The organism is Sinorhizobium sojae CCBAU 05684, from assembly GCF_002288525.1.
Taxonomy (GTDB): Bacteria; Pseudomonadota; Alphaproteobacteria; order Rhizobiales; family Rhizobiaceae; genus Sinorhizobium; species Sinorhizobium sojae.
The window spans coordinates 132720-151889 of record NZ_CP023068.1; the positions used below are offsets into that span (position 1 = coordinate 132720).

Consider the following 19170-nt stretch of genomic DNA (forward strand, 5'->3'; position numbering starts at 1 on the left):
TCACTCTCCGGGGGCTTCGGGCGCATCGCCGACGGGCATATAGAGATCGCCGCCATCGCGATATTTCGCGGCCATCGCTTCAAGTCCCTCCTTCTGCGCCTCCGCCCGGATGTCGTGAGAGATCCGCATCGAACAGAATTTCGGACCGCACATCGAGCAGAAATGCGCCACCTTGTGGGCTTCCTTCGGCAGCGTCTCGTCGTGGAAATTGCGTGCCGTCTCCGGATCGAGCGAGAGATTGAACTGGTCTTCCCAGCGGAACTCGAAGCGGGCGCGCGAAAGCGCGTCGTCGCGGATGCGGGCGGCAGGGTGCCCCTTCGCGAGGTCGGCTGCATGAGCGGCGATCTTATAGGTGATCACGCCCACCTTGACGTCGTTGCGGTCGGGCAGACCCAGATGCTCCTTTGGCGTCACGTAGCAGAGCATGGCGGTGCCGAACCAACCGATCATCGCCGCGCCGATACCGGAGGTGATGTGGTCGTAGCCAGGCGCGATATCGGTCGTCAGGGGCCCGAGCGTGTAGAAGGGCGCCTCGCCGCAGGTCGCAAGCTGCTTGTCCATGTTCTCCTTGATCTTGTGCATCGGCACATGGCCGGGGCCCTCGATCATCACCTGGCAGTCCTTCGCCCAGGCGATCTTCGTCAGCTCGCCGAGCGTTTCGAGCTCGGCGAATTGCGCTCGGTCGTTGGCGTCGGCGATCGAGCCGGGCCGCAGGCCGTCGCCGAGCGAGAAGGAGACGTCATAGGCGCGGCAGATGTCGCAGATTTCCTCGAAATGTTCGTAGAGGAAGCTCTCGCGGTGGTGATGCAGACACCACTTGGCCATGATCGAACCGCCGCGCGACACGATCCCGGTGACGCGATCGACGGTAAGGGGAACGTAGTGCAGCCGCACGCCGGCATGGATGGTGAAATAGTCGACGCCCTGTTCGGCCTGCTCGATCAGCGTGTCGCGGAAGACCTCCCAGGTGAGGTCCTCGGCGATGCCGCCGACTTTCTCAAGCGCCTGATAGAGCGGCACCGTGCCGATCGGCACCGGTGAGTTGCGGATGATCCATTCGCGGATATTGTGGATATTGCGCCCCGTAGAAAGGTCCATGACCGTGTCGGCGCCCCAGCGGGTCGCCCAGACCATCTTTTCGACCTCTTCGGCCATCGACGAGGTGACGGCGGAATTGCCGATATTGGCGTTGATCTTCACCAGGAAGTTGCGGCCCATGATCATCGGCTCGGATTCCGGATGATTGATATTGGCGGGAATGATCGCCCGGCCGCTGGCGACCTCCTGACGAACGAATTCCGGCGTGACGAAATCGGGGATCGCGGCGCCGAAGCTCTCGCCGTCGCGCGTGAGCGCTTGCTTTGCGGCTTTGCGGCCGAGATTCTCGCGAATGGCGATGAATTCCATTTCCGGCGTGATGATCCCGGCTCTGGCATAGGCGAGCTGGGTGACGGCCCGGCCCGGCTTGGCGCGAAGCGGCTGATGGCGAATGGGGAATTCCGGCGTCAGCCGCTCGCCGGTGGCAAAGCCGTTGTCCTCCGCCTTGACCGCACGGCCCTCGTAGCTTTCCACGTCGCCGCGCGCCAGGAGCCAGTCTTGGCGCAGCCGCGGCAGACCTTGGTCAATGCGGATGTCGGCGTCTTCGAGCGTATAGGGGCCGGAGGAATCATAGACGGTGACCGGCGGTTCGCCCGAGGTCGGATGCAGCGCGATCTCGCGCATCGGCACGCGGAGATCGGGATGGAGCTCGCCTGGTTTGTAGACCTTTTTCGACGCGGGAAGAGGTCCCTGCGTGACGGAAATCGTGGAGAGAGGCTTGAAAACATTCATTCTTGAGGCTCCAATTTTCGCGTTGGAGACCCAGTTCTGAAGCCGGAAGGATGAAAAGACGCTGCGCCGACGAACCGTGAAACAACGGAATCCTGGCATTCGCACGTCTGCACCGTCCCTACGCCAGTATGAACTGGATCAGGTTCAACGGGTCACTGCGCGCTGCAGCAGTATCTCAGCCCCTTGCCGGGACCCCCCTGGTGAATGACGCCCATAGTCACCGATATCGCCGCGCCGTCAAGATGGTTTTTCGAGCTCCAGCGAGACATTGGCAGTGGACTGCCCGCGTTTCTCGCCTCCCGTTTGGTTGGAACATCAAGGCGCAGGGACTATTCTTCCTTAGAAACTGATTGCGATCAGTGCGGTCAGGCGCAGCCTTGGCGATAGTGGACGGAACGGTAATAAGGAGCGTGTCCTGATCAGAAAGCTCAGGGAGAAGGCCTTCCACTGGCGGAGGCGAAAGTGGGGAAAACAGCCCGGGTCGACTCCCGTGTCATCGATGCGCGGCTTCTGGGGGCTGATGTGGGCCTATTGGTTTTCCGAGAAATGGCAGGAGGCCTGGGGACTGGCAGCGGTCATCGTCGTGCTGACGGCCCTGTCGGCAATGGCGAGCGTCTGGTTCGCCGAGGCCTCGGGCGAACTCGTCAGCGCGATTGCCTTTCTCCATCATCCGCAAAATCCGACGACGCTCAGCTCCATCCTTACCATCGCGGCGACGCTCGCCACGATCATGGTGCTGAAATCGATCGGGTTCACGGCCGTGCGCCACTTCTTCTCGACGACCTTGCATCGCAAATGGCGCGCCTGGCTCGACCAGCGCTTCAATGACGCGCTGCTCGGCCGCAATCATACCCATCTTCATTTGCAGCGCGGGGTGGCGGAAGCCATCCCCACATCGGTGGGGGTGCCGGACAACATCGACCAGCGCATCCAGGAATCGATCAAGGGCATGACCGGCGGCGCCATCGGGCTTGCCATGGGCGTTGCCGGCGTGACCCTGTCGCTCTACTTCGTCGGCGGCAGGATCATCGAGACCTCCACCGAGGTCAGCGGACTGGAATTTCTCGGCAGCTATGGCAGTGCCTTTCTGACGCTCTTCGCCGTCGCCGCCTATGTTCCCTTGAACACCTATATCGCGGTCAAGCTCGGTGCGATCCAGCAGCGGCTGGACGTCCGAATGCAATGGGCCGAGGGCAGCTATCGCCGTGAACTGACGACGCTTCTCCATCGCAGCTTCCACATCGCGGCCTCGCACGGGGAACGGGTGCAGAAACGCATCCACAGGCGGCGCTATCGCGACATCGACCAGACCTGGTCGAACCTGAACATACTGACGGCGTGCTATTTGGGCTTCGAGCTCGTCTACAATTTCTTCGGCCAGCGCATCGTCGCCTATGCTCCCGGTCTGCTTCCCTATGTCGAGGGCAAGGTAACGCTGCAGGGCTATGTCACCGGAGCGGAGCTTGCCAATGCGATCATCAATGATTGCTCCTGGTTCATCCACGTCATGCCCGACATAGCGAGGCTCAGAGCGAACGCGCGCCGCGTCACCGATCTGGCCAATGCGATCGAGGACGTTCAGCAGCCGCGCGCCTTCTATGCCCGAACGGGCCATGCGGAGCTGCACCGGGTATCGCAAGATCCCGAGTTCGGCCTGACGATCCGCCGCCTCGAACTGATGCACCCGGGCCAGGACCTGCCCTTCATCACGACCGGCTTTCTCCACGTCAGTCCTGGCGAATGGGCGCTTCTCGTCGGCAAATCGGGCAGCGGCAAGTCGTCCCTGCTCAAGGCGATCAATGGTCTTTGGCCGCACGGCCGCGGCACAGTCGCCCTGCCAAGGAACGTGCGCACGCTCTTTGCCGCGCAGGATGTGAAGCTTCCGCCGATATCGCTGAAGGAACTGATATGCCTGCCCGAACCGGGCGAAGCCTTTACGGACCGGCGAGCCGCCGTAGCCCTTTCCAGGGCCGGCCTTGCCGAGTTCGCTGGCGATCTCGCCGAGGAGGGGCGCGGCACGCAAAGCTGGGACCAGCTCCTTTCCGGCGGGCAGAAGCAGAAGCTCGTGCTTGCGCGCATCCTCCTGCAGCGTCCGGGACTGCTTTTCCTCGACGAACCGACCAGCGCGCTGGACGGCGAGGCGACGCTCGCCTTCCATCAGGCGATCAAGGATGCGTGCCCCGGCGCAACCGTGATCAGCATCATGCATGACGCTGTGCCGCCGAAGTCCCTAAAGGGCGAGGAGTTTTACGACAGCGTGCTCGCCATTGCCGACGGCCGGGTGACCAAGCGGTCGCTGTCGAAACTGCCGGTCGGCCCCATTGGCCCCGCCCGCATCAAACCGAGGGCGGAAACGATGGAGCCCGGGCCGACGTGAGGACGACGGCAATCGTCGCGCCGCTGCAGTCCTAGATGGAGGTTTGCCGGGGGTTTAGGGCCGACATGAGGAGACCCGTTATTCCCCCTCCTTCTTCGCGGTGTTGCTCTTCCCGACATAGTCCGCACGGTTTATGCCGTGGCGCTGGAGCTTGTCGTAGAAGGTCTTGCGGGGAATTCCGAGGGCCTGCAGGGTCTCCTTGACGTCACCATTGTTTACTGTCAGCGCCTGCCTGAGAATGTCCGCCTCGTAGCGCTCCAGCCGTTCGGGCAGCGTGCCGCCGTTTGTCGGGACGGCAGGTTTCCGGACGGGTATTTCCGCGACGCCCAAAGCCATTCGTTCGGCGAAATGCGAGAGTTCGCGCACATTGCCGGGCCAGGGGTGTGACATCAGGTGGTCGCGGACGGCGGCCGAGATTGCCGGCACGTCGCGGCCGAAGCGTCCGGCGGCGCGTTTCAGGAAATGCGAGAAGAGCAGCGGGATGTCGTTGCGGCGTTCACGCAACGGCGGAATCGATATCGTGACGACGTTCAGCCGATAATAGAGGTCCTCGCGGAAATCGCCGCGCTCGGCCGGATCGCCGAGGTCGATCTTGGCGGCGGCGACGACGCGGATGTCGACCGGCCGAACGGTGTTGGTGCCGAGCGGCGTGATCTCGCGCGCTTCCAGAACGCGCAGCATCTTGACCTGGGTCGCCGGCGGCATCGCCTCGATCTCGTCGAGGAAGAGCGTGCCGCCGCTCGCATGCTCGATCCGGCCGACGCGCCTCTTCAGGGCGCCGGTGAATGCGCCTGCCTCGTGGCCGAAGAGTTCGCTCTCGATCACCGTCTCCGGCAGGGCGCCGCAATTGAGCGCCACGAAATTGCCGGTCCTGCGCCGGCTCCATTGGTGCAGGAGCGTGGCCACGACTTCCTTGCCGCTGCCTGTTTCACCGGCGACGAGCACGTCGACATCGGTATCGGCGATGTGCTTCAGCGTCTGGCGCAGCCGTTCCATCGCCGGCGTCTGGCCGATCAGCGGCAGGTTGTCGGAGGCGGCCTCCGCCGCCCGGCGCAGCCTCCGGTTTTCCATCACCAGCTGGCGCTTCTCATCGGCGCGGCGGGCACTCTGCACCAGCCGGTCGGCGGCGAAGGGCTTGGCGATGAAGTCATAGGCGCCGTCCTGAATCGCCTGCACCGCCATCGGTATGTCGCCGTGGCCGGTCACAAGGATGACCGGCAGGTCCGGGTCGAGACTGGATATTTTGGCGAAGAAGGCGAGCCCGTCCATGCCCGGCATGCGGATATCGCTGATGACGACGCCATCGAAGTCGGGGTCGAGAACCGCGAGCGCCTCGGTCGCGTTTGAGAAGGACGACACTGCGAAGCCGGCGAGTTCCAATGTCTGCTGCATCGCCTTGCGCAGGTCACGGTCGTCGTCGATCAGGAACACGGTGCGGCTCATCGCGCGTCGGCCTTCTGCAAGTGGACGATGAATGTCGTTCCGGAAGCGCCGCTCGTGACGTCGATCGTGCCGCCATAGTCGGATACGATCTCCTTGGAGATTGCGAGGCCCAGGCCGAGGCCCTCCTCCTTAGAGGTGTTGAAGGGTGTGAACAGCTCGTCGCGAATATCGGCCGGGATGCCGGGGCCATTGTCGGCGACGGTAAGGGCGATGCCGGCCGCCGTCTCCTCGCAGCGCAGCCGGATTTCGCCGCCGTCGTTCCCGCCGATGGCTTCGAGTGCATTCTGAAGCAGGTTGATCAACACCTGTTCCAGGCGGATCCGATTGCCGTGCGCCTTCAAATCGTCTGGCGGGAGCGCGATCCGGATCGCGTCCATGCGCCCGGCAAAGCGGCTGCGCAGGAGCATGAGCGCGCCCTCGATGACATCCTTCATCGCCGTCGGTTCGGCGGCAAAATGGCCCTTGCGTGCAAAGCGGCGCAGCTCCTCCGTGATGGCGCCGACCCGTTCGGTGAGTTCGGCAATGCTCTCCATGTTCTCCGCCGCTGTCGCGCTCTGGCCGCGATCGAGAAAGGTGCGGGCATTGTCGGCATAGGCACGAATCGTGGCGACCGGCTGATTGATCTCATGGGCGACGCCGGCGGCGACCTGGCCGAGGATTGCCAGTCGGTTCGCCTGCACGAGATCCTGCTGCACGGCCTGTAGCTTCTCCGTTGTCTGGCGATGATCGGCGATCTCGGTCTCGAGGCGGTCGCGGGCCATGCGCAGGTCGCGCGTTCGTTCCTCCACCTTCGCTTCGAGTTCGCTGGCCCTCAGCCGCTCGGCCGCCGAACGGATGGTGATCACCTGGCGGCGGCGCAGCAGGAAGGCGGCGAGTGCAAGGAGCGGCACCAGCGCCGCAAGCATCATCAGCTGCGCTTCGCGCGCGCCCGCTGCAAGCGGGGCCGTGATCGGCGATAGCAGCGCGAGCCGCCAGTTCGTCGACGGCACCATCGTCTCGACGCGCAGGAAGGCTTGCGCGCCGCGGCCGGGCAGCAGGGCTTCCAGCGTGGAGGAGCCGTCGGGCCTTGCCTCCACCTGCTCGAAGGGCAGCGGCAGCAGGGGCGCATCGCCGAATTGCAGGCTTTCGCGAATGGCGGCGAGGCGATCCTCGGCAAGCGGCTTCGTCGTCATGAAGCGCCAGGACGGCAGGCTGGTGATCAAGACGACGCCGTGGCGGTCGGTGACATAGGTCGGCTTGTCCGAGACGCGCCAGTCGGCTTCGAGACCGTCGAACTCGACCTTGGCGACGATCACGCCGAGCGGGCCGTCCGGCCCGTCGACCCGTCGGGAAATGTAGAGGCCGGGCTGCCTGCTCACCGTGCCCAGGGCGAAATGCTCGGCCTTGCCGTCTCGCATTGCCAGCCGGAAATAGTCGCGGAAGGCGTAGTTGCTGCCGACGAAACTCGTCGGTTCCCGCCAGTTGCTGGCGGCGACGGCGACACCATCCGGCCGCATCAGGTAGATGACCGCAGCTTCAGCACTTGCCGCAAGGCTTTCGAGCTTGCGATTGATCCGGTCGAGCGATTGCTCGTCGAGGGAGAGGAGGGCGTCGCGAATGGCCGCGTCGTCGGCGAGGACGAGTGGAAGCGCGCGCTGCCGCTCGATGACCGCTCTCAGGAGCGACGCCTTCAGGCTAGCGTCAATGCGGCTTTGCGCGTCGATAGCCGCAAGCGCCCCCGTCCGGCCGTACTCGCCGGAGAGCAGAATGCCGGCGACGAGAATGGCGAATGCCAACGCGGCGAAGACCAGCCATGCCTGCCGCGCCTTCCGGCGAAGCCTGTGCAGGTCTTCCATGCGTGCGGGAAATCCGACCATGGCGACATTGTGCATGTTTTCGCTCACTCCGCCAGTCGGCTCGTGCGGATTTCCGCACAAATGAATACGCGCTGCGTGGCAAGGATTTGAAAAAACATCAGGATCCCAGAGGTTTATCGCCACCGCGGCTAACTTGGCACGACCATTGCTCACCAGCTTCACATGACAGCCGCCGCTGTCGGTTTTCGGAAATGCGGCCCGGGAGGCCCGGCGATTGCCGGACTGGGCGCGCGCCCCCTGTGGAGGATATCGTGATGATCATTGAGCATTCCGCGGAGATCCGCGGCAAGACACCCTTTTATCGCCATCTCTATGTCCAGGTTCTGGCGGCGATCGCCGCGGGCATCCTGCTCGGGCATTTCTATCCGGATATCGGTACCGAGCTGAAGCCGCTCGGCGATGCTTTCATCAAGCTCGTGAAGATGATCATCGCACCGGTGATCTTCCTGACGGTCGCGACGGGGATCGCAGGCATGACCGATCTCGCCAAGGTCGGCCGCGTCGCCGGCAAGGCGATGATCTACTTCCTGACCTTCTCGACTTTGGCGCTCGTCGTCGGCCTCGCGGTCGCGAATGTGGTGCAGCCGGGTGCGGGCATGCATATCGATCCGGCCTCGCTCGATGCCAAGGCGGTCACCGGCTATGCGGAAAAGGCGCATGAACAGTCGATCACCGGCTTCCTGATGAACGTCATCCCTTCGACGCTTGTCGGCGCCTTCGCTGAAGGCGACATCCTGCAGGTGCTGTTCATCTCGGTGCTCTTCGGCATTTCGCTGGCGATGGTGGGCAAGAAGGCCGAGCCGGTCGTCGATTTCCTGCAGGCGCTGACGCTGCCGATCTTCCGGCTCGTGGCGATCCTCATGAAGGCCGCGCCAATCGGCGCCTTCGGCGCCATGGCCTTTACCATCGGCAAGTACGGCCTTGCCTCGATCGCCAACCTCGCGATGCTGATCGGCACCTTCTATCTGACCTCGTTTCTGTTCGTTTTCATCGTGCTCGGCGCGGTCGCCCGTTACAACGGCTTCTCGATCGTCTCGCTCATCCGTTATATCAAGGAAGAGCTGTTGCTCGTGCTTGGTACCTCCTCGTCGGAAGCCGCACTTCCGGGGCTCATGAACAAGATGGAGAAGGCCGGCTGCAAGCGCTCGGTCGTCGGCCTCGTCATTCCGACGGGCTATTCTTTCAACCTCGACGGCACCAACATTTACATGACGCTTGCGGCGCTCTTCGTCGCCCAGGCAACCGACACGACGCTGACCTTTGGCGACCAGATCCTGCTCCTGCTCGTCGCCATGCTGAGCTCCAAGGGGGCTGCCGGCATCACCGGCGCCGGCTTCATCACCCTGGCGGCAACGCTCTCGGTCGTTCCGTCCGTTCCCGTCGCGGGCATGGCGCTGATCCTCGGAATCGACCGTTTCATGTCGGAATGCCGCGCAATTACCAATTTTATCGGTAATGCAGTTGCTACGCTGGTAGTGGCGAAGTGGGAAGGCGAGCTTGATCAGGCGCAGCTTGCGAGCGTGCTTGCGGCCGACGCGCCGGTCGAAACCATTCCTGCGGTCGTTCAGCCAGCGGAGTAATGCCTCCCAGGGCCCGCACGACAAGTGCGGTTTGGCGCGGTCCGGTCTTCCGGATCGCGTCCTTTTTTGCCGTCAGATCCCGTGCAGCACCTGGGTCGCCTTGACGGCGGCGGATGCCCGGTTCTCGACGCCGAGCTTCACATAGATCTGCTCCAGATGCTTGGTGACCGTGCGGGCGCTCAATCCCAGGATATCGCCGATGTCGCGGTTGGATTTGCCCTTGGCGATCCAGAGCAGCACCTCGGATTCTCGTTGGGTCAAATGGAAATGCTGGCGCAGCATCTCCTCGTCGCTCATGCCGTTCTCGGCCGTGAGCCGAAACAGATATTCATTGGCGCCGATGGCGCCGAGATACGAAATCTGCAGGCCGGTCTGGCCCGCCTGCTGCAGCGCGAAGCTGCCGTGCCTCTCGCCGGCCGGTCCTTCGCGATCCCGCATCCACGCGGCGATGCGGCCGGCGACGACGGTGACGCCATCGTCGCTGCCGGTGGCGGCGTTGACGAGGCGGGTCGCCTGCGGCGTCGACCAGCACACGGTGCCGTCGCCGCGCACGGCGAGGAGATGCCGCCCGGCGGCATCGAGCGCAACCCTGGCGCTTTGGGCGGAGCGGGCGTTCGAAAGATGGACGCGGATGCGGGCGCGCAGCTCGTCGATATTGATCGGCTTCGTAAGATAGTCGACGCCCCCCGCTTCAAGCGCGCGCACGACATGCTCCGTCTCGGTGAGCCCCGTCATGAAGACCACGGGCACCTGGGCAACGGAGGCATTCGCCTTCAGCCGTATGCAGGCTTCGAATCCATCCATGCCGGGCATCACCGCATCGAGCAGGATGATATCGGGGGTGATGCGGTCGGCAATATTGAGCGCCGCATTGCCGGAGGTGGCGATCAACACCGAGAAGCCGGACTGCTCCAGCGCTTCGGTCAGGAAGCCGAGCGCTTCGGGGGAATCGTCCACAAGCAGGACGATGTCGCGCGGGTTCGCGTCAACCACGGCTATTTGCCTCCTCGGGCAGCATCCGTTTCAGGAAGGCGTCGTAGCCGGTGAGGTCGAATGCCTGGATATAGGCGCGCACGGCCTCGGAAAAGGGCTGGCTCTCGGGGTTCAGGGCAATCTCCGTCAGTTTCGCCTCGATACCTCTGACGTAGCCGATTTCGCCGAGCTGGATCAATTCCTTCACGTGATGCTCGCCGGGGCTCTTCACCGCGCCGGTCTTGCCCGGGTCCGGCATACTCTTCCCATCGCCTTCGTAGATCCAGTCGAGCTTGAGGTGGATCGCCAGCTTGTCGGTGAGCTGGCGCACGCCGAAGGGTTTGGCAAGCGTATCGTTATGGCCGAAGGCGCCGGCCGCCGAGCCGTCGCCGATATTGGCCGAAAGCATGATCGCCGGCGCCGTCTGGCCGGCTTCCCTGAGCCGGGTCACCAGCTCCCAGCCATTCATGCCGGGCATGGAGATGTCGATCAGGAACAGGTCGGGCTTCGTGGCTTCGACGAGCGCCAGGCACTCGGCGCCGCTTGCCGCCGGAAGTACTGTGAAATCGAGAGGCACCAGAATTTCGCGCATGAGGTCGCGGTGGTCCTGATTGTCGTCGACGACCAGAATGGTCCGGCGCGGGCCCTTATAGGACCTGATCCTGCGCACCGGATCCTTCAGCGCCGCCGGCCGGTCGACGGCCGAAAGCATCAGCCGCACCTTGAAGGTCGTGCCCTTGTCCTTCTCGCTCACGACGGAAATTTCGCCCCCGAGCGTCTGGGTGAGCAGGCGGGTGATTGTCAGGCCCAGGCCAAGCCCCGGCTGTCGATACTCCGCATCGCCGCGCTGGAAGGGTTCGAAGATCTTCGGCAGGTCCTTGTCGCTGATGCCGCGGCCGCTGTCCTCGATGGTGAAACTCGCCACCTGGCTGCGATAGGCGACGTCGAAGCGGATGCGGCCCTGATCGGTGAATTTCAGGGCGTTCGATAGCAGGTTGACGAGGATCTGCCTGAGCCGCTTGTCGTCGGTGCGTACATATTGCGGCAGTGACGGGGTCCGGTTGTGCTCGAAGGCGACGCCCTTGGCCTGCGCCTGCGGGCGGAACATGTCGACGATCTGATCGAGGAAATCGTGGATGTTGATTTCGTTCGAATAGACCTGCAGCTTGCCGGCCTCGATCTTGGAAATGTCGAGCAAGCCGTCGATCAGGCCGGAGAGGTGGTCGGCGCTACGCCTGATCGCCTTGATCGCCCCGTGGCGGGAGGGCGGGATCGTCTCGTCGCGCTCGAGGATCTGGGCATAGCCGAGGACCGCGTTCAGCGGCGTGCGCAGCTCGTGGCTCAAGCCCACGACATAACGGCTCTTGGCGCGGTTCGCCGCTTCCGCCGCCTCCTTGGCGTTCTGGAGCGCCGCATCGGTCTTCTTGTGGGCGGCGATCTCTTTCAGGAGAAGCGTGTTCTGTCGCGAGGATTCTTCCTCGGCCACCACACGGCTGTCATGGGCGAGCACGTAAAACCAGGAGACGACGCCGGCGACGATCGAAAAGACGAAGAAGACGATCGCGATCGTCCGCTCCACGACTTCGGCGGTCTCGGGCAGGGCGGCGGTCGTCTGGTGGGCGATCATCGCCAGAATGACGCCGATGCCGGTGATCGACAGGATGGCGGAGATCGCGTAGCGGCCGAGCCGGGTGGCGAGCCTGGCGACGACCGGCTCCGGCAGCAGCGATTTCGCGACGGTCGCGACTTGCGTGTTCAGCCGTGCCTTCGGCTTGCACATGTCGTGGCAGCGGCTGTCGAGCGAGCAGCAGAGCGAACAGATCGGCGCCGCATAGGCCGGGCACCAGGCCATGTCCTCCGGCTCGAACGGGTGCTCGCAGATCGAGCAGGTGATTTCGCTTTCGCGAAACCAGCTCTTTCGGGGCTTGCGGGCGAGATAGAATTTGCCGTCCGTCCACCAGGCAAGCAGCGGCGAGACGACGAAGGCGGCAACAAGCGCGATATAGGGCGCAAGCGAGGCGGCGGTCGCCCCGAGCGCCCCGAAATGCGCGACGAGTGCGAGAAGCGCCGAAATGCCCATCGTGCCGATGCCGACGGGATTGATGTCGTAGAGATGGGCGCGCTTGAACTCGATGCCGGGGGGTGCCAGGCCCAGCGGCTTGTTGATGAAGAGGTCGGCGGAGATCGCGCAGAGCCAGGCCATGGCGATGATCGAGAAGATGCCGAGCGTCTCCTCGAGCAGGCGGTAGATGCCGAGCTCCATCAGGAGCAGCGCGATCGCCACGTTGAAGACGAGCCAGATGACGCGGCCGGGATGGCTGTGGGTCAATCGCGAGAAGAAGTTCGACCAGGCGAGCGACCCGGCATAGGCGTTCATCACGTTGATCTTCAGCTGCGAGACGACGACGAAGGCGACCATCAGGAGCAGGGCCGCCGTTTCCGACGGAAAGATGTAGCCGAAGGCGGTGTAATACATCTGCGCCGGATCGGCGGCGCGGGTCGAGGGCACGCCGGCACTGAGCGCCAGGACGACGAGAAACGAGCCGGCGAGAAGCTTCGGGGCACCGAGGACGACCCAGCCGGAGCCGGCGAGGAAGACGGCGATCCGATGATGCAGCTTGCGCTGGCCGTCCGGCGGCAGGAAGCGCAGGAAGTCCACCTGTTCGCCGATCTGCGCCATGAGGGCGAAAATGACGGCGGATGCCGCGCCGAATTCGAGGAGGTCGAAGGGGGCGAGGGTGCCCACGGGGCCGGACGCATGCTGGAGGCCGGCATAGGATAGCCAGAGGCCTACCTTCTCCCAATCGGCAAGCGCGATGAAGGCGAAGGGCAGGATGTTGAGCACGATCCAGAAAGGCTGGGTGACAAGCTGGAACTTGCTGATCAGCCGAACGCCGTGCGTCACCAGCGGGATCACCACGACGGCGCTGACGATGTAACCGATCCAGAGCGGTATGCCGAGCGCGAGCTCCAGCGCGCCCGACATGATCGAGGCCTCGATCGCAAAGAGGATGAAGGTGAAGCTCGCATAGATGAGCGAGGTGATGGTGGAGCCGATATAGCCGAAGCTCGCGCCGCGCGTCAGGAGGTCGATGTCCACCCCGTAGCGAATGGCGTAGCGGCTGATCGGCAGGCCGACCAGGAGGATCATCAGGCTGGCCACCAGGATCGCGACGATCGCATTGGTGGTGCCGTAGGACATGGTGATGGCGCCGCCGATCGCCTCCAGCGCCAGAAAGGAGATGGCGCCGATCGCCGTCTGCGAGATGCGCTCGGAGGAAAAGCGGCGCGCGCCCTTGGCGGTGAAGCGCAGCGCGTAGTCTTCGAGCGTCTGGTTGGCGACCCAGCGGTTATATTCGCGTCGAACGGGAATGATGCGCTGGCGTGCCGCCATAGGGCCTCGTTTCTCTCGGAATGCCGGCGAACGCCAGTTCCCCCTTCGTAGCACAGGCGGAGATCGGGCGGAATTGCTGCGTTGCGGGAAAGTTGCTGCGAAACGCATATGAGATCAGGGGTCGCAGGTTAGGCAGCCTGATCTTTAGGGACTTCGTTGGCTGCCAATTCCACGGGAGCAATTGCTCGAGCCTGGTGATCGACGACTAGACGACGCAGGCCATGGTCATTTGCTTGGGGTCGTGCGGCTTAGAGATTTCTGGAGTATGCTGCAGAACCTTGTACTCCGAGCAGACGGAGGAGGAGCCATGGACGTCGGTGCCTGGCTGCGTGATCAAGGGCTGGGACAGTACGAAGAAGCGTTCCGCCAGAACGACATCGATCCTGAAGTCCTAAGAGATCTTACGGTCGAGGACCTGATTGGGCTTGGCGTCGCTTCAGTAGGGCACCGTCGTAAGCTGCTTGCTGCTATCGCCGCACTGCGTGAGGTCGCTCAACAGCCGAGCGGCCCAGCGGGGATTGCCGGGACACCTGTAATTCTCCCTGAGCCGGAGCGCCGCCAGCTCACCGTGATGTTCGTCGACCTTGTCGACTCGACCAGGCTTTCCTCACGACTGGATCCAGAGGAGATGAGCGACCTGCTACGAGGCTACCAGGGTGCAGTGGCGGGCGCTATTGCTCGGCTCGAGGGCCATGTTGCGAAGTACATGGGCGATGGCGTGCTCGCTTACTTTGGCTATCCGCGCGCTCACGAGAATGAGGCAGAACGAGCGGTGCGAGCGGGGCTTGCAGCCATCGACGCGGTGGGGAACCTGCAACCACCGCATGGGGAGGCGCTGCAAGCTCGCGTCGGCATCGCGACCGGCTTGGTGGTTGTCGGCGAACTGATCGGCGAAGGTGCTGCGCGTGAGGAGACGGTAATCGGCGAGACGCCCAATTTAGCGGCACGACTGCAAAGTGTCGCCGAGCCGGGAACGGTGGTGGTGGCATCCACCACCCGACAGCTGATCGGCGGTCTGTTCGATCTCGCCGAGCTCAGTTTCCACCCGTTGAAGGGCTTTCCTGCTTCAGTACCCGCTTGGCGCGTGCTCGGTGAAAGCTCTGCGGAGAGCCGTTTCGAAGCCCTGCACGGGGCGAGCCTGACCCCGCTCGTCGGTCGCGAGCACGAGATAGGACTCCTGCTTAAGCGCTGGGAAGCGGTCAAAAGGGGGGAAGGTTGCGTGGTGTTGCTAGCGGGCGAGGCCGGCATCGGCAAGTCGCGCCTTGTTCGTGCCCTGCGTCGGCGTTTGGAAGGTGAGCCGCATACCACCGTAAGTCACTACTGCTCGCCCTATCATCAGAGCAGTCCGCTTCATCCGGTCATCCGCCTTCTGGAGCGGGCATCTGGCTTCGCTGCGGACGATCCCCCGGCAATGAAACTGAGCAAGCTCGAGGCGCTGCTCACGCAATCGACCGAAGACGTCGCCCACGCGGCCCCACTGCTCGCGGCGTTGCTGTCGGTTCCTGCGGACGGTCGCTATCTGCCGTTGGAGTTGAGCCCACACCGGCAGAAGAAGCGGACGCTGGAGGTACTCGTCGATCAGCTTATGGGGCTCGCGGCACGTCGGCCCGTCCTGGCAGTCTACGAGGACGTGCATTGGGCAGATCCGACGTCGATGGAACTGCTGGATCTTGTTGTTGACCGCGTGCAAGACTCGCCAGTGCTGGTGCTCATCACATTCCGCTCCGAGTCTCTCCCACCGTGGATGCGCTATCCCCATGTCACGGCATTGACGCTTAGTCGTTTGAGCCGCCGGCAAGGCGCAGATATGGTCGAGAGCCTGACCGGCGGCAGGGCTCTGCCTGCCGAAGTGCTCAACCAGATCGTCGGACAGACAGACGGCGTGCCGCTCTTCGTTGAGGAGCTGACGCGCGCCATATTGGAGACCAACTTGCTTAAAGACGAGGGCGATCACTACGCTCTCGCGAGTCCCCTGTCGGCAATGGCAATTCCAGCTACGCTTCAGGAATCGTTATTGGCCCGGCTCGACCGACTTGCGTCCGCCAGGGAGGTAGCGCAGGTTGCGGCAGCAATCGGTCGGGAATTCTCGCATGAGTTGCTCGTGACCGCCGCGCCGTTGCAGACGAGCGAGGTGGAGGAAGCACTGGACGACCTCGTTGCTTCGGGATTGGTGTTCCGCCACGGGACCCCGCCGCAGGTGACCTACAGCTTCAAGCACGCGCTCGTACGCGACGCCGCCTACGCGACCCTTGTGCGCACGAAACGACAACGGTTGCACGCGGCGATAGCCACTGCGATCGAGCAACGCTTCCCCGAAACGGTCCAGACGCAGCCCGAGCTTCTGGCCCGGCACTATGCGGAGGCGGGGCGGCTGGAACCTGCCGTCAATTACTGGCTCAAGGCCGGGCAAGCAGAGATTGCGCGCTCGGCAACGGCCGAAGCGATTACCCATCTGACACGAGGGCTGGAGCTGCTTGAAGGACTGCCGGATGATGCTGCGCGATGGCGGCAGGAACTCGAATTGCAGGTCGCTCTCAGCGTTGCACTGATGACTGCCAAGGGTTGGGCAGCGCCAGAGGTCGGTCGGGCCAACGCGCGAGCACGTGAATTATGCGAGCGGATCGGGGATAAAGGCAGGCTCTTCCCTGTCCTCTACGGGGAGTGGGTCTTCCACGTCGTGCGCGCTGAACTGGAGGCGGGGAGGAAGGCCGGAGAGGAGCTGCTCCGGCGCGCGAAGGAAGAACGGGAGGCGTCCGGTGAGACCGTCGGTAATCGCATTGCCGGAACCGATGCCTTCCTTCGCGGCGAGATCGCTACAGCCCGTGAATATCTGGAACGGTCGCTCGCCCTTTATGACCCGCAGCAACACCGCTCCCTCGCATTCCTGTTCGCCCAGGACCCTCGGGTGGCGGGACTGTCGGTCCTCTCTTGGACCCTCTTCACTCTTGGGTATCCCGAGCAGGCCCAGGCCAGGAGTAACGAGGCATTGGCGGACGCAAGGGAACTTTCCCACCGCAACACGCTCGGTTACGCCCTGCTTTACGGCTGCATCCTGTCGCAGCTTCGGGGCGACTGGCGAGAAGCACGAGACCGGGCGGATTCACTGATCTCGCTCGCAAGAGCGCAGGGCTCTCCCCACTTCCTCGGCGCAGGTGCAATAGTTCGAGGCTGGACGGTAGCAGAGGCGGGTGAATTACGGGCGGCCCTCATACAGGTTCGAGAGGGTTTGGCGTCGTGGCAGATGACTGGAGCGAGATTCCTGGTTCCATTCTTTTTGAGCTTGCTCGCGCGCCTCGAGACGCATGCCGGGGGAGCAAAGCGAGGATTGGATTTGCTGACCGACGCGCTGGACCGAGCGGACGCAACGGGCGAGCGGTGGTTCGAGGCGGAATTGCATCGGCTGACGGGCGAACTGATGCTGAAGCTGCCCGCGTTTGATCGTGCCGAGGCGGAAGCACGACTCCGGCACGCGGCCGAGATAGCGCGAGGGCAAAGCGCTGACTTGTGGGAGTTGCGCGCGGCGACGAGCCTAGCCCGACTATGGATCGTGCAGAACCGGTTCGGCGACGCTCATCACCTGCTTGCGCCCCTCTGCGGCAAGTTTACGGAGGGATTCGCGACATCGGATCTGCAATCGGCCCAACGGGTGCTTCGCGAGACAGCCGGTGTCAATGGCGCGACCAAGTCATCCGACTAGTCAGCCGAGTCGCAATGTTCTGCGCCAAACCGCGCTGACAGCACTGTCGGACGGCAAGGGTGTGGTGTGATGGAGCGTCACCGAGGCAGTAGTCGTCCGCTTTCCGGCAACGAATTAGAGCCCCTGAATGTCCGATCCGGGGGCAGACGGCGGTTCTGCTCGCTAGGCGAGCGACCGCTTAGAGTCTGTCAACCGCATCGGCTTGCCCCCGAGAAGGGACGAAGGGTGCGGGAACTACACCGTTGTCTCTACCGCCTGCTACAAGACTCTCGTATCCCTTTGGCCCTAAGAGGAACCAACTTCCAAGCTACATCGGGAAGCTGTCAGGCCAACTCAACGTGAGAATCGTTCGCCCTTTGCTCGATCAACGGCACGGGAGACTTCCATTGCCGGTGGGAAGCGTTAAGTCGGCGCGCCACGATATCGTGATTGAGCCACTGGATGGGACCGGAGGGATCTGACGACTCGCCAAAAATGAGCTGCCCCGTCGCCTCGACCACGAGAGCACTCAGGAGGTCGCTTATCATCGCCTTGCTGTCCCGATGCATCTGCGTGATCTCGTTGGACGTGCCGATGGTCAGATCGGACTGTGCTTGGCTGTTTGCCATGGGCCACGCCGAGAAATCGTAAAACGGACGCATGACCTCGTTGGCCTGCATTTCGGTAATTTTCTGGAAAACATCCTTCATCGTGAAGCCGTCTGCCAGAAGCTGCTGGCATGCCTGCCATTGGTCCTCTGCCCACTGTCCACCGTTCTCTTTCCTCAAGGCGAGCAGCAGCGGTATCAGCGGAAGCTCGATACCCGTAAATACGTCGGACGAGTTGGTTCGGATCTCGGGACAGTTATAGACGGTTGCCTTGACACCCGCTGCCCAGGCATCTTGCGCGATACATTCGAGCCGCATCTTAGCGTAGCCTTGGGTGTAGTTGGTGTAGGTCTGCCAGCGATAACTCCCGTCAATCAGGACTGCGGTTCCATGGTAACCGTAGGCGGTATACCGGGCCTGACCACCCGACGCCTCCACGCGCTCACGGATCGCTGCGCTGAAGTCGATAAGATGTTGAAAGGTGATTGCGGAGACTTCGTCGAAGTTCTGCAGGATGAGCTTGCCCATGTCGCTGTCGAGCAGGGCTTGCGACGACATGTGGCGGGGACCGCGTCCCTTGTAGATTCGGTTGGCGACGACCAGGAAAACTTTAGCCTTCGGGATGCCGCCGGCCATTGTGTGGGCGAAGAAGACATTGCGGCCGTCGGCAATCATTCCGTCGAGAACGGCCATGACCTGCGAAAGCGAATTCGTGAACCGTGCGGTGGCGATGTCCCGGCACTGTTTGATGTAGTCCCAATCGAGCGTGTCCTGTTCCCAGCTCTCCAGCGTCATGGCTGCGAGGAGATCCGTCGGAGTGGGGCCCCCTGCCGGAGCGTCGAGATCGAAGCCGGCCATAAGAGGGATGTTGATAATTCTGCCGCCCAATCGGGCCTCGGCGGCAAAGAGTTCCTCGGCGTCCAGGGGCCGCAGCGCGTTGTTCTCGTCGCGCCGCCCAACCGTGATTCCCACGATCTCCATTCCAGCCCGCCGGGCTTCTTCGAGCAAGCCAGTCGCATAGCCGCGCCCGAATAGTTCGCCGAAGAGGACGAAAACATCACCTTTACGAAAGACTTTGTTTTCGGCGATGCGGTTCAATGAGACCGGGTTTTCCATGCAATCAGCTCTTTGGTCCGTTAGTCGTCGATCGATGGCTCACACGAGCTTGGATAATCCACATGACCGTAAAGGGCCGTAATAGGAAGTCATTTTAAGTGACCGTTCATTTCAAAGCGTGAAGTCCCCCAAAGGAGTTCTCGCAATCCGAACCGGATAAAGCAGATTTTTGCAGGCGTCGCTGGCTCCCGCCGGTCCGATGTGCAATGGCCGCAGACGAAATGTCCTGCGGCCATAGCACCGGGCTCGGCCTGACGTTCAGTTTTTGGCGGGATTTCGATACGGATGACGGGGTGCGCCGCTGGCCTAAGCAGGACG

At 63.1% G+C, this 19170-nt stretch carries 9 protein-coding genes and 1 riboswitch; of the genes, 3 read left to right on the plus strand and 6 right to left on the minus strand.

From position 1 onward, the window contains the following. Positions 1–1830 (minus strand): phosphomethylpyrimidine synthase ThiC, encoded by a 1830-nt coding sequence (thiC, locus tag SJ05684_RS18360; protein ID WP_034855987.1) that lies wholly within the window; start codon positions 1828–1830, stop codon positions 1–3. A gap of 97 nt (positions 1831–1927) precedes the next feature. Next, a riboswitch (TPP riboswitch) is annotated at positions 1928–2039 on the minus strand. A 290-nt stretch (positions 2040–2329) separates the two neighbouring features. Between thiC and SJ05684_RS18365 the strand changes: the two genes are divergently transcribed. Then, positions 2330–4207, plus strand: coding sequence for an ABC transporter ATP-binding protein/permease (locus SJ05684_RS18365; protein WP_083846180.1), 1878 nt, complete (start codon positions 2330–2332; stop codon positions 4205–4207). Between the two features lie 78 nt (positions 4208–4285). Here the strand turns inward: SJ05684_RS18365 and SJ05684_RS18370 are convergent, their stop codons facing one another. After that, positions 4286–5650: a sigma-54-dependent transcriptional regulator gene (locus SJ05684_RS18370; protein WP_034855985.1), complete on the minus strand. Its 1365-nt coding sequence runs from the start codon at positions 5648–5650 to the stop codon at positions 4286–4288. Beyond that, on the minus strand, positions 5647–7521 hold the full coding sequence (locus SJ05684_RS18375) for a sensor histidine kinase (protein ID WP_034855983.1): 1875 nt from the start codon (positions 7519–7521) through the stop codon (positions 5647–5649). The genes SJ05684_RS18370 and SJ05684_RS18375 overlap by 4 nt, the downstream gene beginning before the upstream one ends. A 239-nt stretch (positions 7522–7760) precedes the next feature. On the opposite strand from SJ05684_RS18375, the gene SJ05684_RS18380 reads away from it, so the two are divergent. Beyond that, positions 7761–9086: a dicarboxylate/amino acid:cation symporter gene (locus SJ05684_RS18380; RefSeq protein ID WP_034855982.1), complete on the plus strand. Its 1326-nt coding sequence runs from the start codon at positions 7761–7763 to the stop codon at positions 9084–9086. Positions 9087–9158: 72 nt separating this feature from the next. Here SJ05684_RS18380 and SJ05684_RS18385 read toward each other — a convergent pair whose 3' ends face one another. Next, complete coding sequence (locus tag SJ05684_RS18385) at positions 9159–10079, minus strand: response regulator transcription factor (protein ID WP_374188713.1); 921 nt, start codon at positions 10077–10079, stop codon at positions 9159–9161. Further along, the gene (locus SJ05684_RS18390; RefSeq protein WP_034855977.1) at positions 10072–13452 is read right to left on the minus strand and encodes a hybrid sensor histidine kinase/response regulator; all 3381 of its coding nucleotides are present in this window, start codon (positions 13450–13452) and stop codon (positions 10072–10074) included. Before SJ05684_RS18390 ends, SJ05684_RS18385 begins: the two co-directional genes overlap by 8 nt. A gap of 307 nt (positions 13453–13759) precedes the next feature. Here SJ05684_RS18390 and SJ05684_RS18395 point away from each other — a divergent pair, with 307 nt between their 5' ends. Further along, on the plus strand, positions 13760–17149 hold the full coding sequence (locus SJ05684_RS18395; RefSeq protein WP_034855974.1) for an AAA family ATPase: 3390 nt from the start codon (positions 13760–13762) through the stop codon (positions 17147–17149). Positions 17150–17472: 323 nt separating this feature from the next. Here SJ05684_RS18395 and SJ05684_RS18400 read toward each other — a convergent pair whose 3' ends face one another. After that, positions 17473–18852 (minus strand): enoyl ACP reductase FabMG family protein, encoded by a 1380-nt coding sequence (locus SJ05684_RS18400; protein WP_095694309.1) that lies wholly within the window; start codon positions 18850–18852, stop codon positions 17473–17475. Positions 18853–19170: the final 318 nt, after the last annotated feature.